The sequence below is a fragment of the Pseudomonas sp. TWR2-1-1 genome (genome assembly GCF_049897045.1).
In the GTDB taxonomy this organism is placed as follows: Bacteria; Pseudomonadota; Gammaproteobacteria; order Pseudomonadales; family Pseudomonadaceae; genus Aquipseudomonas; species Aquipseudomonas versuta.
Genome location: NZ_JAFCVM010000015.1, coordinates 1 through 14623, shown reverse-complemented (window position 1 = coordinate 14623; position 14623 = coordinate 1). Strand labels below are relative to the sequence as shown.

The 14623-nt window shown below is 59.6% G+C and carries 12 protein-coding genes and 1 pseudogene; 5 read left to right on the top strand and 8 right to left on the bottom strand.

What is annotated here, in order from left to right:
• Window positions 1-99 precede the first annotated feature (99 nt).
• Window positions 100-1473 (top strand): MFS transporter, encoded by a 1374-nt coding sequence (locus ACP7BO_RS23480; RefSeq protein WP_426212925.1) that lies wholly within the window; start codon window positions 100-102, stop codon window positions 1471-1473.
• On the opposite strand, the gene ACP7BO_RS23475 is transcribed toward ACP7BO_RS23480, so the two are convergent.
• Together ACP7BO_RS23475 and ACP7BO_RS23470 are read right to left on the bottom strand one after the other, a co-directional pair.
• Window positions 1451-1936: an AAA family ATPase gene (locus tag ACP7BO_RS23475; protein ID WP_426212924.1), complete on the bottom strand. Its 486-nt coding sequence runs from the start codon at window positions 1934-1936 to the stop codon at window positions 1451-1453. The genes ACP7BO_RS23480 and ACP7BO_RS23475 overlap by 23 nt on opposite strands.
• Before the next feature lie 116 nt (window positions 1937-2052).
• Window positions 2053-2427, bottom strand: a complete 375-nt coding sequence (locus tag ACP7BO_RS23470) for a tautomerase family protein (protein ID WP_426212923.1) — start codon at window positions 2425-2427, stop codon at window positions 2053-2055.
• Between the two features lie 184 nt (window positions 2428-2611).
• Here ACP7BO_RS23470 and ACP7BO_RS23465 point away from each other — a divergent pair, with 184 nt between their 5' ends.
• Entirely contained in the window at window positions 2612-3490 is an 879-nt protein-coding gene (locus tag ACP7BO_RS23465) for a LysR substrate-binding domain-containing protein (protein WP_426212922.1), read from the top strand.
• A 9-nt stretch (window positions 3491-3499) separates the two neighbouring features.
• Here ACP7BO_RS23465 and ACP7BO_RS23460 read toward each other — a convergent pair whose 3' ends face one another.
• Both ACP7BO_RS23460 and ACP7BO_RS23455 read right to left on the bottom strand, forming a co-directional pair.
• Entirely contained in the window at window positions 3500-4429 is a 930-nt protein-coding gene (locus ACP7BO_RS23460; RefSeq protein WP_426212921.1) for a 2-hydroxyacid dehydrogenase, read from the bottom strand.
• Window positions 4413-5753 carry an MFS transporter gene (locus ACP7BO_RS23455; protein WP_397456598.1) on the bottom strand — a complete coding sequence of 447 codons (1341 nt, stop codon included), beginning with the start codon at window positions 5751-5753 and terminating at the stop codon, window positions 4413-4415. The genes ACP7BO_RS23460 and ACP7BO_RS23455 overlap by 17 nt, the downstream gene beginning before the upstream one ends.
• Window positions 5754-5978: 225 nt before the next feature.
• On the opposite strand from ACP7BO_RS23455, the gene ACP7BO_RS23450 reads away from it, so the two are divergent.
• Entirely contained in the window at window positions 5979-7655 is a 1677-nt protein-coding gene (locus ACP7BO_RS23450; RefSeq protein ID WP_426212920.1) for an acid phosphatase, read from the top strand.
• Window positions 7656-8057: 402 nt separating this feature from the next.
• Here ACP7BO_RS23450 and ACP7BO_RS23445 read toward each other — a convergent pair whose 3' ends face one another.
• From ACP7BO_RS23445 to ACP7BO_RS23430, 4 genes are all read right to left on the bottom strand, one after another.
• Window positions 8058-8672 carry a transferase gene (locus tag ACP7BO_RS23445; RefSeq protein WP_426212919.1) on the bottom strand — a complete coding sequence of 205 codons (615 nt, stop codon included), beginning with the start codon at window positions 8670-8672 and terminating at the stop codon, window positions 8058-8060.
• Between the two features lie 76 nt (window positions 8673-8748).
• The gene (locus ACP7BO_RS23440; protein WP_060692121.1) at window positions 8749-9297 is read right to left on the bottom strand and encodes a cupin domain-containing protein; all 549 of its coding nucleotides are present in this window, start codon (window positions 9295-9297) and stop codon (window positions 8749-8751) included.
• A gap of 201 nt (window positions 9298-9498) precedes the next feature.
• The gene (locus ACP7BO_RS23435) at window positions 9499-10782 is read right to left on the bottom strand and encodes an NAD(P)/FAD-dependent oxidoreductase (RefSeq protein WP_426212918.1); all 1284 of its coding nucleotides are present in this window, start codon (window positions 10780-10782) and stop codon (window positions 9499-9501) included.
• A gap of 147 nt (window positions 10783-10929) precedes the next feature.
• Complete coding sequence (locus ACP7BO_RS23430) at window positions 10930-12306, bottom strand: glutamine synthetase family protein (RefSeq protein WP_060692117.1); 1377 nt, start codon at window positions 12304-12306, stop codon at window positions 10930-10932.
• A 689-nt stretch (window positions 12307-12995) separates the two neighbouring features.
• On the opposite strand from ACP7BO_RS23430, the gene ACP7BO_RS23425 reads away from it, so the two are divergent.
• Both ACP7BO_RS23425 and ACP7BO_RS23420 read left to right on the top strand, forming a co-directional pair.
• Entirely contained in the window at window positions 12996-14138 is a 1143-nt protein-coding gene (locus ACP7BO_RS23425) for an ABC transporter ATP-binding protein (protein ID WP_397456592.1), read from the top strand.
• Window positions 14135-14623 (top strand): annotated as a pseudogene (locus ACP7BO_RS23420) (putrescine ABC transporter permease PotH); the annotation flags it as partial. The gene ACP7BO_RS23425 and the pseudogene ACP7BO_RS23420, both read left to right, overlap by 4 nt.

Sequence of the window (14623 nt, the reverse complement as noted above, 5' to 3'; positions counted from 1 at the left end):
AACGTCGGTGCTGACTATGCCGATGACACTTTTGAAGCGAACCCTTTCACTGGCTGCCTCGATAATCGAAAGCATTCTGATGAAATGTCGAGGTTCAGCATGACGAGTGCCATCACCGGGCAGGTCAGCCCCAAAACCCTGAGAAAAGTCATTGCCGCCGCGGCCATCGGTAACTTCGTCGAGTGGTTCGACTTCGCGGTTTATGGCTTTCTGGCAACCACCATCGCCCAGCAGTTTTTCCCCAGCGGCGATGCCAGTGCCGCGCTGCTCAAGACTTTCGCCGTATTCGCCGTAGCCTTTGCGTTCCGCCCCCTTGGCGGAATTTTCTTCGGCATGCTGGGTGACCGTATCGGTCGCAAAAGAACCCTGGCAATGACAATCCTCTTGATGGCAGGGGCCACGACACTGATCGGGGTGCTGCCTGCCTATGCCGCCATTGGCGTGATGGCCCCCATCCTGTTGACCCTGATCCGTTGCGCTCAAGGCTTTAGCGCCGGGGGTGAATACGCCGGTGCTTGCGCCTACCTCATGGAACACGCGCCGAATGATAAGCGGGCCTGGTATGGCAGCTTCCTGCCGGTATCGACCTTCTGCGCCTTCGCTGCAGCGGCCGTGGTGGCCTATGCACTCGAAGCGTCGCTATCGGCACAAACCATGGCCGACTGGGGCTGGCGCCTGCCGTTCCTGATCGCTGCGCCACTGGGTCTGGTGGGGCTTTACATGCGCTTGAAGCTGGATGAAACCCCTGCATTCCAGGCGGTGGCCGAGGAACATGCGGTGGCCCACTCCCCGCTCAAGGAGACCTTGCGCAACCATGGCGCGGCTATCTGTTGCCTGGGCGCCTTTGTGTCGCTGACGGCATTATCTTTCTATATGTTCACCACTTACTTCGCGACTTACCTGCAAGTGGCCGGGGGCCTGAGTCGAGCAACGGCCTTGCTGGTATCGCTGATTGCCTTGCTGTTTGCTGCCGCGATCTGCCCGCTGGCCGGGCTGTATTCAGACCGGGTCGGGCGCAGGGTCACGGTGATGACGGCTTGTGCACTGCTGATTGTCGTGGTGTATCCATCGTTCCTGATGGCCAGTTCCGGCGGCTTCGCGGCGTCCATCATCGGCGTCATGCTGCTGGCGGTCGGCGCAGTGCTGTGCGGGGTGGTAACAGCCGCCCTGCTCTCGGAAACCTTCCCGACCCGCACCCGATATACCGCGTCGGCCATTACCTACAACATGGCCTACACCCTCTTCGGCGGCACTGCTCCGCTGGTGGCGACATGGCTGATCAGCACCACCGGCAGCAACCTTTCACCAGCGTTTTACCTGATCGCCGTTGCCCTGCTGGCATTGCTCGGTGGCCTGGCGTTGCCGGAGACCTCAAGGATTTCCCTGCATGAGGCCGGTGCCGCAACCCCGCACGCAACAGACCAACAGCACTACCCGCCACTGGAGATGACTACGGGCGGTGAGTCACGATAACCAGCCCCTCATCTGCTTGCGGGACACTGAAGTAGCGGGTGATCAGATCAAACTCTGCATCAGTCGCAGCAAAGTCATGCTCGCCCTGCGCATTGCGAGCATGCAGCCGGGCCCTGCAGGTAGCGCCATCCACCTCCAGATAATGCAAGCAGTGCGGCACCTGCGCCGCTTGCGCCAGGCTGAGTAGCCACTGACGATCGGCGACGGTGTTGGCAGGAAAATCCAGCACCACAGGGGTACCCGACTCAAGCACCCCAATCACCAGAGGGCCCAGCACCTCGCGAATCCGCCGTGCGTATCGCACATAGTCAGCGATCGAGTTGATTTCACCCGGGTAAAGCCGGGCGAGCCACTGGTCTTCACTCAGGACAATGGCCCGGTGCTCGACGGCAAGGGTTTTGGCCAGGGTCGATTTGCCGGAAGCGATCTTGCCGCATAAAAGATGTAGGGTCGGTAGCGCCATGGAAGGGTTCCTTGTCATTTGATCGGCGGGGAATTGAATGCCGACCCTAGCATTGCGCCAGGCCTGTCGACAGTCACAGCTGGCCCGCATTTGGCTGATACAGCCTGAAACCGGCGCTAGTTTCCCCGCCCTCCTCCAAACGACCATGCCTGGGCATCGTTGGTAGTGATCACCACCATCACGTCCTCAGGATCGATACCCGGTTCACGCTGCAACCGTTGGACCAGGGATCGATAGAAGCGCTGTTTGGTCGCGGTATCGCGTACACGCCCGGCAGTGATTTCGATCAGCAAAAAATCGTCGCTGCGCGGGCCGCCCAGGTAATGACGGTCAAATATCAACTCGCCGGCTTCGTGCTGATGGATGACCTGAAAGCGGTCTGTCGGCGGTACTTCGAAGCTGTCGACCAAGGCAGCGTGCAGGCTCTGTGACAGGGCCTGCAAATACTCGCCCGGTTTGCCCCGATGCAGTGAAATTCGTGCAAAAGGCATTGGGCTTACTCCTGTGTCCCGGCGGGCTCATGTGCCTGTTGCGCTGTAGCAGGTTCGGCGTTAATGAATGGATGCATGCTTTTCTCCCTCAGGGACATCAATCGAGAGACAAAACTAGCAAGTCGCAACATTCCCGAATATCAGATTTAATAAGGCCAATAGTCCTGATTTTATGGATGATTCCATGCGCCGCCCGGCCTTTGACCTTGATGTATTGCGTACCTTCGTCACCGGAGTGGAACTCAACAGCTTCGCCAAAGCCGCCGACCGGCTCGGGCGCTCGACCTCGGCGGTTAGCGCCCAGTTGAAGAAGCTGGAGGAACAGGTCGGGATGCCCGTGCTGGCCAGATCGGGCCGCGGTCTGGCATTGACCGCGACGGGCGAAGCCTTGCTGAGCCATGCCCGACGACTGCTTGAACTCAACGACAGTATTTTCCAGACCCTGCATGAGCACCAGAGCGCAGGTACGGTGCGCCTTGGCCTGCAGGAAGATTTTGGTGAACATCTTTTAAGCGGCATTCTGCGACGCTTCGTCAAAACCTGGCCCAGGGTCAGTCTCGAAGTCAGGATTGCCCGTAACACCGAGTTGCTCGGGATGATCGCTGACGCCAGCCTGGATCTGGCCCTGACCTGGGACACCGGCAATGCATCGCCGTATGCCAAGTGCCTGGGCCAGGCGCAGATGCACTGGATCGGGCCGCGGGACATGCCGGCGCCACCACTCACGGACACCCCGCTGCCATTAGTCCTGTTCGATGCTCCCTGCCTGTTGCGCACTGCAGCAACCCGGGCGCTGGATGCAGCCAATATCCCGTGGCGAATTGCCCTGACCAGCCCCAGCGTGGGTGGCCTCTGGGCAGCTGTCGCTGGCGGGCTTGGGGTAACCCTGCGTACCCGTATCGGGCTGCCGGGCAACCTCAGGGTCATTGACGGCTTACCGCCAATGCCGACCCTGGGTTATGTACTGCATGCCGGCGCCGAGCTGCAGGCACCTGCCATCAAACAACTGGCCGGCTTGATCGAAACCGGTCTGCAAGAACAGGCGCAAGGGCTCGCGCCATAAAATGGCAGTTCAATCCGGGATCGGTGTGGGGTAGGCAGCACCGCTAAAATGCGCGGCCAGATTGGCCAGGGTCAGGTCGGACATCGCCCGCCGCGTATCCCAGGTGGCACTGGCCATATGCGGCGCCAACAACACATTGTCCAGCGCCAGCAAGCCGGGATGGGGCCGCGGCTCATCCTCGAATACATCCAGCCCGGCCCCCAAAAGGCGCCCCTGGGCCAATGCTCTGGCAAGCGCGGCCTCGTCAACCACGCTACCGCGCCCCACATTGATCAGGATGCCTTCACTGCCCAGTGCGGCGAGCACCTTGGCATCGACCAGGTGCCGGGTCGACTCTCCACCGCCCACGGCAATCACCAGAAAATCCACCGCGGCGGCCAGTTCGGTCAACGAGGCGTAGTACGGGTAATCAACCGCCAGCGGACGACGCCCGTGGTAGCTGATGCGCATGTCGAACGCCGCCGCGCGCCGGGCAATCGCCATGCCGATCCGCCCCAGGCCAACAATGCCCAGCCGCGCCCCGCTGACCTTGCGGGTAAAGCCGAACGGACCTTGCTGCCACTGCCCGCTACGCACGAACTGATCGGCTTTGGCAATGCGCCGGGCAGTGCCGAGCATCAGGGTAATGGCGAAATCGGCCACGTCGTCGGTGAGCACGTCCGGCGTGTGCGTCACCACAATGCCCCGGGCCCTGGCAGCCGCCACATCGATACCGTCGTAGCCGACGCCGAACACCACGATCACTTGCAGGTCGGGTAGCCGCCCGATCAAGTCGGCCCCAACCCGCGACTCGCCATTGGCAACCAGAGCGCGTATCCCCCGGGCCGTTGACGCATCCAGTTCGCTGCCGCTCTCACTGCATTCCAATACTTCATATCGGGCATGCAACCCCTCGCTGAGCATGTCCGGCAAACGCGCAACTTTAAGCACTGTGTACATTTTTGTGGCCCTCCAGGATGGCGTCACGCATGACTTGGCGCTTGCGTTGACCGCCCAGGTACAGACCCAGCATGCCACCGGCCAGCAAGGCAACGGCGACCAACAACAAGGCGTAGTCATAGCTTTGAGTGGTGTCCTTGATCCAGCCCATGACCGGTGGCAGCCCAAGCCCTGCGATGTTGGCGATGGAGTTGATCAAGGCAATCGAAACAGCGGCTGCAGGCCCGGACAGATACTCAGTGGTGGTGGCCCAGAACACCGGAGTCGCCGCCCAGTTCAGGCCGACTGCCACCACCAGCATCACGTAGGCCAGCCACTGATTGCCGGTAAACACCGCCAGGCCCAGCATGCCCCCGGCCAGCAACAGCGGCCCACCCAGGTGCCAGCCGCGCTCACCGGTACGGTCGGAATGACGGCCGTTGGCGTACATAAATACGCAAGCCAGGAAAAACGGCATCGCCGACAGCAGGCTGACCACAAACGAACCCTGTCTGGATACCGACTGCACGATCAGCGGCAAAAACAGGGTGACCCCGATGGTGCCGAAAGCCTGGAGCAACCAGAACAGACTCAGCAGCCACACCTGGCGACTGCGAAACGCCACATGCCAGGCATCCTTGTGCGAGATGACGGTGCTTGCCTGTTCGGCCTCGATGGTGCGGCTGAGCCAGGCTTTTTGCGCGCTGTCGAGCCAGTTGGTAGACGCCGGGGAGTCAGGCATGTAGCGCAAGACCACAATGCCCAGCGCCACTGCAGGAATGCCCTGGAGAAAGAACAACCAGCGCCAGCCGTTGATGCCCAGCAAACCGTCCAGATGCAGAAAGGCACCCGACAACGGCAACCCGATCACCGACGCCAGAGCCGCGCCGATGTAGAACCATGACATGGCCCTGGCCCGGTCACTGCGCGGGTACCACTGCGACAGGTAGTAGATGATGCCGGGGGTGAAACCGGCTTCGGCCGCGCCCAGCAACAGGCGCATGACGTAGAGCTGGTTGGCGCTCTGGATCAGGCTCATGCCGGCAGCGATGATGCCCCAGGTGATCATGATCCGGGCAATCCAGCGCCGCGCACCGACCCGGGTCAGGATGATGCTGCTGGGCACTTCGAACAGAATGTAGGTGAGGAAGAACAGACCCACGCCGATGCCATACATCCGCACGCTGAGCCCCAGGTCAGCGTTCATGGTTAGCGCCGCCACCGAAATGTTCGACTTATCAATGTAAGCCACCATGTACAACAGCATCAGGAAGGGAATCAGCTTCAGGTTGAGCTTCTTCATGGTGCTGGCATGCAGACAACTGTCCAGCGAAGGACCTGTCATGGGGAAAACCTCTTGTTGTATTTATTTTCGGAACCCGACTGCCGTCTGATCCCTTGGTTATGGCCAGACCATAAACCAGTCTCGACAACAGTTCAATATGTGACTTCATAGCCCTATATATGGGATGAAATCTTCCTCAAGGTCGACTTGCTGCCACGGCGCCGTCACAATCCCCTGTTAGCCTCCGGCCCGATAATATTTTGTTACATCTGATCAGGAACCCGTATGAGCGACCAGAAAGACCAGGACACCCGACTGCCCGCCAGTACCAGCCGCCGTCATTTCCTTGCCGGTGCTGCGGCTCTGGGGGTGGGCGCAGCCGCACTGGGCGCTTGCGGGGGCAGTCAGCAGGACAGCGGCGCCAAAGCGCAGCCGCTGACGCCGACTGAACTGGACAACAAACTTGGGGAGCAGGTGAAGACCATCGTGGTGATCTATGCCGAGAACCGCAGCTTCAACAATCTGTTCGCCAACTTCCCCGGTGTAGAGCGGCCATTGTCGGCACTCAAATCCGCCGACTACCAGCAACGCGACCGTGATGGCAGCCTGTTGCAGACCTTGCCTCCCGCCTGGGGCGGAGTGGTTCAGGTGGGGCCACAGACAGTGGACGGCGTGACATATGCCACCGGAGTGCAGTATCAAGAAAACCTGCCCAATGCCCCGTTTGCCCTGAAGGGGCCGAACCGGGAAGACCTGCCGCTGAATCTGGTGACCCGCGATTTATGGCACGTCTTCTACCAGAACCAGATGCAGATCAACGACGGCAAGAACGACCGGTTCGTCGCCTGGGCCGACTCGGGCGGCCTGACCATGGGCTATTACGACCAGACCCAGTATTCCCTGCGCCTGTGGGACGTGGCCCGGGAGTTCGTGCTGTGTGACAACTTCTTCCAGGGGGCTTTTGGCGGCTCGTACCTCAATCATCAGTACTTGATCAGCGCCGCAGTACCGTTTTATCCGAACGCCAGCACCTCGGTGGCCGAGTCCCAGATCGCCTCGCTACAAGGCGACGACCCCACCGGCACGCGCCTCAAACCGTTAGACAAATCCCCGGCCAGCGCCATGACCGGCGCCCCGCAGTTCGGCCCCAGCGCCCTCACCCCGGACGGTTTTGCCGTGAACACCATGGCCCCGCCCTACTGGCCTACCTGGATCCGCGATCCCGAACATCCGGATTACTCAAAACCTGATTTGCCCAGCGTACTGGTGCCCCAGACCCACGAGCACATTGGCGACAAACTAAGCAAAAAGAACATCGACTGGGCCTGGTACGCCGGTGCCTGGCAAGCCACTCTGGACCAGTTCAAAGACTCGGGCACCCTGCCGAAGATTCCAAACTTCCAGTACCACCACCAGCCGTTCAACTACTTCGTGCAGCAAGGTCCGCAAAACCCGCTCGAGCGCAGCAAGCGCCTGCGCGACGGCGGCCTGGGGGACGAATCTGCTACCAACCGGTTTGTCGCCGATGCCGAGGCCGGCAAACTGCCCGCGGTAACCTTCTACAAACCCCAGGGCAACCTCAACATGCATGCCGGTTATGCCGACGTGGCGGCCGGGGACCGGCACCTTGACCGTGTCATCAAGGTGCTGCGCAACAGCCCGCAATGGCAGAACATGGTGGTTGTGGTCACGGTGGATGAGAACGGCGGCTGGTGGGACCACGTGGCGCCGCCCAAAGGCGACCGCTGGGGCCCGGGTACACGAATCCCGGCGCTGGTGGTCTCCCCATTCGCTCGCAAAGGCACGGTGGACCACACGGTGTATGACACCGCCTCGATCCTGCGCCTGATCACCCGGGTGCATCAGCTGGAAGTGCTTGATGGCCTCAAGGCACGTGACGATGCAATGAAAGCCCGCGGACAAACGCCCATGGGCGACCTGACCAATGCATTGAAGTTCTGAGACTGGCCAGCTCCCACAGGGAGCCCAGCAGATCTGTAGGAGCCTGGCTTGCCAGCGATGCAGGCTACTCGGTTTTACTGTTAAACCGCGCTGATGCCATCGCTGGCAAGCCAGCTCCCACAGGGAGCCCAGCAGATCTGTAAGAGCCTGGCTTGCCAGCGATACAGGCGACGCGGTTTTACTGTTAAACCGCGCTGATGCCATCGCTGGCAAGCCAGCTCCCACAGGGAGCACAGCAGATCTGTAGGAGCCTGGCTTGCCAGCGATGCAGGCGACGCGGCATTACTGTTAAACCGCGCTGATGCCATCGCTGGCAAGCCAGCTCCCACAGGGAACACAGCAGATCTGTAGGAGCCTGGCTTGCCTGCTCCTACAGGGGGTTGTCAGCAGTTGGCGGGGGTATTAGTCAACATAGGCAAACTGGTCAATCAGACCGAGTCGCGGCACTCGTGTCTCGGGCAGCAGCAGCGCGCCGGGGGCAATCACTGCGTTTGCCCCGATTTTGCAGCCATCTCCAATCAAGGCCCCGAATTTATTGGCTCCGGTCTCGATCACATAGCCCGCATGACGGATGTTGATCGGCGCACCCTCCAGCTCGTTGCGGTAATTGGCAATGATCGCACCCGCCTCGATGTTTACCTTCTCGCCAATCAACGAGTCGCCAACAAAGTTGAAGTGCGCCAGCTTGCTGCCTTCCAGCATGAAACTGCTTTTCACTTCGCAGCTCGGGCCAACGATGCAGTTGCGCCCCAGATACACCCCGCCTCGCAGGTAAGCACCCGCCGCAACGAAAGCACCGGGGCCGACTATGATCGGCCCCTTCAATACGGCACCCGGCTCCACCACCGCCGTTTCGTGAATGGCACAAACCCCTTGGCGTTGATAACCCGGCCCAAGCCTGGGCAGTAAAAACAACACCTGGTTTTCACAGTCCCGGGTGATTTGCCACGCAACGGATGGCACCAGCCCCAGTTCGGGCCAGCGAGCAATAAACGAGCCGATTGGCGGTATGTTCATGGAAGACTTTCCTGGCGTTTATTAGCGCAAGGCTTGCGCACAAAGTGCCAAGCGAGGCCATCCGGATGCTTTCACATCAGAAGTTGGCCGGGGTGTTGGCACTGATGATTTCTGCCTCGTCGGCGCCGATATTTCTGAACCGGTGCGCCAGCGTACTCGGGAAGTAGTAGCCGTCCCCGGCATTCAAGATGCTGCTCATACCGTCCACGGTGAGCTCGATAACACCCCGCGTGACCAGCCCGCACTCCTCCCCTTCGGCGTGCACGATCGCTTCTGCCCCCGTGCTTGCGCCCGGGGCATATTGCTCGCGCAACAGGCGCATCTGCCGGCCCGGTACCGAAGCGCCGATCAGCAACAGGCGCAAACCATCGCGCCCGAGATCCGGCTGCTCATTGGCGCGGAAAACATACTGGTGGGCGCGGGGCGGCTGGTCGAAGGTGAAGAAGTCCGCCAAAGACATGGGGATGCCTTCAAGCAGTTTCTTGAGGGAGCTGACAGAAGGGCTGACGCGATTCTGCTCGATCAGGGAGATTGTGGCATTGGTGACGCCGCTACGTCGGGCCAGCTCGCGCTGGGACATTTTGTAGCTTTCGCGTACTAGTTTGAGTCGTGAGCCCGTGTCCATGACAGCCTTATGCGTGAACTACTTAAGGGTAATGGGGGGGCGACGGATGGCCTTGAGCGCACCGTACCCCTGTACCACAAACGTGAAAGGCGGCTATTAAATCACGTTTGCGGTTCTTGCTCAGCAGGTTCGCTAAATGGCCGATCAATAACTGTGTGGCAGCGCGCTGACGGCCCCCGCTGCCACGTGGCCAGTTCGGGATCAGATCCCGAACCGGTCACGCAAGGCGTAATACGCCGCGCCCATGGCTGTAAGCGGCGCCTGAAAGGTGCGACCACCGATCATCGGCATGTGCGGCAAGGAGGCAAACGCGTCGAAACGCTCGGCATCGCCACGGATCATTTCCGAGATCAATTTGCCGGCCAGGTGCGAACAGGTAACACCGTGGCCGCTGTAACCCTGCATGTAGTAGGCGTTTTTCTCGATACGGCCGAATTGCGGCATGCGTGACATGGTCAGCAGGAAATTGCCGGTCCAGCGATAGTCGATTTTGACGTCCTTCAATTGCGGGAAGGTCTTGAGGATTTTCGGCTTGATCAGTTGCTCGATGTCGTCCGGCTCGCGGGCGCCATAGACCACGCCACCGCCATACAACAAACGGTTGTCGGCGGTCAGGCGGTAGTAATCGAGCAGGTAATTGCAGTCTTCGACGCAGTAGTTGTTGGCGATCAGGCTGCGGGCCACATTTTCGGGCAGCGGTTCGGTCACGGCAATTTGCGACCCGCAAGGCATGCTTTTGGCGGTCACGCGATTGTCGAGGTTCTGCGCCAGATAAGCGTTACCGGCGATCAGCAGGTACTTGGCGCGCACCACGCCTCTGGCGGTACGCACGGTGATCGGCTCGCCGTAAGTAATTTCCACGGCAGCCGACTGCTCGAAGATCTTGCCGCCCAGGCCGATGAAGGCCGTGGCTTCACCCAGTGCCAGGTTCAGCGGATGGATGTGGCCACCCTGCAAGTCCAGCAGACCGCCAACGTAGTTGGCGCAGCCCACTTCGCGCTTGATGTCAGCCGCATCGAGCATTGTCAGGTTCTGGTTGCCGTACGCCTCCCAGCTGCTTTTCTGCTCGGCCAGGGCTTTTAGCTGTTTTTTATTCAGCGCAGCAAAGATCCCGCCCGGCCGGTAATCGCACTGGATGTCGTAGCGCCCGATGCGCTGGCGAATGATATCGGCGCCTTCGAACATCATGCTGCCGAGCACCCGGGCGGTCTTCTCGCCATAACGGGCCTCGATGACATCGACGTCGCGGCTGTAGGAGTTGACCAACTGACCGCCATTGCGACCGCTGGCACCGAACCCGACCTGCGCGGCTTCAAGTACCGTCACGCTATAGCCTGCTTCAGCCAGGAACAGAGCCGATGACAGGCCGGTGTACCCGGCGCCGATGACACAGACATCACATTCCACCGACTCTTCAAGTGCCGGGAAGTCAGTCGTGAGGTTTCGGGTCGCAGCGTAATAGCTGTTTACATGGGTGTGCTTCATGAATGTCTCCGATGGGCGCCGCCGTCACGCCGGTGGACCCCGGCGCCGGCAGCGCGCAAGCGAGAGCACGGCTGATCGTGGTGGACACCGCCTCTGCACCACCCGCCAACCGCGCTATGTTCTGTTTCTGAATGACGGCTCGGCCAATCAAACCGTGTGCAAGTACCAGTTGTACTCAAGGTCGGAGATTGAGTTCTCGAACTCGGCCAGCTCGCTTTCCTTGCAGGCGACAAATACATCGATGTACAGCGGGTCGATGTATTTGGCCATGACTTCACTGTCATCCAGCTCGCGCAGGGCATCACGCAAGTTGTTCGGCAGGCTCTGTTCGTTCTGCTCGTAGCTGTTGCCTTCCACCGGCGGGCCCGGTTCGATTTCGTTGGTCAGACCGTGGTGTATACCGGCCAGTACCGAAGCCATCAGTAAGTACGGGTTGGCATCTGCACCGGCAACCCGGTGTTCAATGCGCACCGAGTCGGCAGAACCGGTAGGCACACGCACCGCCACGGTACGGTTGTCGATGCCCCAGCTCGGCGAGTTCGGCACATAGAACTGCGCACCGAAACGACGGTAGGAGTTGACGTTCGGGCACAGGAACGCCATCTGCGCCGGCAGGGTCTCGAGCACACCGCCGATCGCGTGACGCAGTGCGGCGTTCTGCTCGGGATCCTCGCTGGCAAAGATGTTATTGCCTTCCTTGTCCAGAATCGAAATGTGCACGTGCAACCCGTTACCCGCCTGACCCGGGTACGGCTTGGCCATGAAGGTGGTGTCCATCTCATGGTCGTAGGCGATGTTCTTCACCAGGCGCTTGAGCAGCACTGCGTAATCGCACGCCTTGATCGGGTCGTTGACGTGATGCAGGTTGACTTCGAATTGCGCCGGGGCGCTCTCCTTGACGATTGCGTCAGCCGGGATGCCCTGCTCTTTGGCACCTTCGAGAATGTCCTGCAGGCAGTCAACGTACTCGTCGAGATCATCGATCAGGTACACCTGGGTCGACATCGGACGTTTGCCGGATACCGGCGAGCGTGGTGACTGCGGACGACCGTTCACGTTGTCCTGGTCGATCAGATAGAACTCGAGTTCAAAGGCGGCGCAAATGGTCAGCCCCATGTCATCGAACTTGCTGACGACCTGACGCAACACTTCGCGCGGGTCAGCGAAAAACGGCTGGCCTTCGAGTTCATGCATGGTCATTAACAGTTGCGCCGTCGGGCGCTTCTGCCAGGGCTCGATGCAAAGCGTATTCGGGATGGGGTAGCAGATGCGGTCCGAATCACCGATGTCCAAGCCCAGACCGGTGCTTTCTACCGTAGAACCGTTGATGTCCAGAGCAAACAGGGATGCCGGCAGGTTTATGCCTTTTTCGTAGACCTTGTGCAGGCTGGTGCGCTCGATGCGCTTGCCGCGCACCACACCGTTCATATCTGCAATCAGAAGGTCGACGTACAAAACCTCAGGATATTTCTTAAGGAATGCGTTCGCTTCATTGAGCTGAATGGCACGCAGGGGGACCGACATGAGGCACCTATTATGTTAATTATTATGTTCACAGCCGCTTCTGGAACTCAGTCAATCCGAAAGGCAAAGTGAAGTCAATAGCGAACACCCCGCCCTCCATTGTTATTTTTCAGGCAATTTCGGGGTCAAATTGAGCCCCGTGAATCGTGGCCTAGCAGTTAATTATGAAAGTTAGACGTTGCGTGTTTAGAATTTTTTACATGGGAGTTGTTAATTAAAATCAACAAGGCTAAGCTCCGAAAAAGCTCGTTCAAGTGTGAAACTTCGAGGTGATAAAAATGGCAATCAAGCCATTGACCGGTGTTACTGCGTGCGTCAAAACAGACTGGCCTGCATCCCTGGCATGTCAGCGGCGCCCCGCTTTTGTGTGTTGTCAGAGTCGCGATCCAGGTGTTTGCGGCACCCATCACCACCCCCTTCCTCTTATGCATGCCGTGTTTGCAACGGGCGGCGCCCCATGAAGCCCGCTGACTGAAAACCCCAAAACCCGATTCAATCGTTAGCTGCCCTTGTGAGGGACGGCCGGGCCTGTGCGCGCCCGCCCCGCACAACAACAAACCGCAATAACAAAAAGTACAACCAGACAGCCAGGACGGCGGCGCCGGGCAAGCCCGTTCACAGCCGGCTTGCAATCAATTATTAAGTCGGGCCCTTCTGGCCTGACGACTGAAATCTGTTGGGAGTTTCACATGGCAAACGCCTCCAGCCTCTACAGAAAGGCACTTGAAGGCCAGCACACACCCAAAAAGGTGCTGCTGAAAGTCGACCGGGTCAGTAAAAAATTCGACGAAACCACCGCCGTGGACGATGTGTCCCTGGAGATCCATCAAGGCGAAATCTTCGCCCTTCTCGGCGGTTCCGGCTCCGGAAAATCGACCCTGCTGCGCATGCTGGCAGGCTTCGAACGCCCGACAGAGGGACGGATTTTTCTCGACGGGATCGACATCACCGACATGCCGCCCTACGAGCGGCCGATCAACATGATGTTCCAGTCCTATGCCCTGTTCCCGCATATGACCGTGGCGCAAAACATTGCCTTCGGCCTCAAACAGGACCGCCTGCCTGCCAGCGAAATCGACGCCCGCGTTGAAGAGATGCTCAAGCTGGTGCACATGACCCAATACGCCAAGCGCAGGCCGCATCAGTTGTCCGGCGGCCAGCGTCAACGTGTGGCCCTGGCCCGCTCGCTGGCCAAGCGTCCAAAGCTGCTGCTGCTCGATGAGCCGATGGGGGCGCTGGATAAAAAACTGCGCTCGCAAATGCAGCTCGAACTGGTGGAAATCATCGAGCGCGTCGGCGTGACCTGCGTCATGGTGACCCACGATCAGGAAGAGGCCATGACCATGGCCCAGCGCATCGCGATCATGCACTTGGGCTGGATTGCCCAGATCGGCAGCCCGGTGGATATCTACGAAGCACCGGTGAGCCGGATGGTGTGTGAATTCATCGGCAACGTGAATGCCTTCGAAGGCTCCGTGATTGAGGACGAGGAAGGGTTCGCAATCATTCACTGCCCGGAACTGGAGCGTAATATCTACGTGGGTCACGGCGTAACCACCTCTCTGGAGGACAAGTCGACCACCTACGCAATCCGCCCGGAAAAAATGCTGGTCACGACCGTCAAGCCGGTCTTCGAATACAACTGGTCGCGGGGCAAGGTGCATGACATCGCCTATCTGGGCGGCCACTCGGTGTTCTACGTTGAATTACCCGGCGGCAAGATCGTGCAGTCGTTCATGGCCAACGCCGAACGCCGCGGTGCGCGTCCGACCTGGGACGACGAAGTCTATGTCTGGTGGGAAGATGACAGCGGCGTGGTACTGCGCTCATGAACCTTCGAAAACTCAAACGCCGCCTGCAACGAATAACCCCCGGTGGCCGCCAGATGGTCATCGGGATTCCATTCCTGTGGCTGTTCCTGTTTTTCATGCTGCCGTTCTTCATCGTCCTGAAGATCAGCTTTGCCGAAGCCGACGTCGCGATTCCGCCGTATACCGAGATCTACAGCTACGTTGACCAAAAAATTCAGCTGCTGCTGAACCTGGGCAACTTCGCCATGCTGGGTGACGACGAGTTGTACATCGCCGCTTACCTGGGCTCGCTGAAGATGGCTTTCTTCAGCACGGCGCTGTGCCTGCTGATCGGTTATCCGATGGCCTACGCCATTGCCAATGCGCGTAAAGAGATGCAGACCGTGCTGGTGCTGCTGATCATGATGCCGACCTGGACCGCGATCCTGATCCGCGTTTACGCGTGGATGGGCATCCTCAGCAATAACGGCCTGCTCAATGGTTTCCTGATGTCGATGGGCTGGATC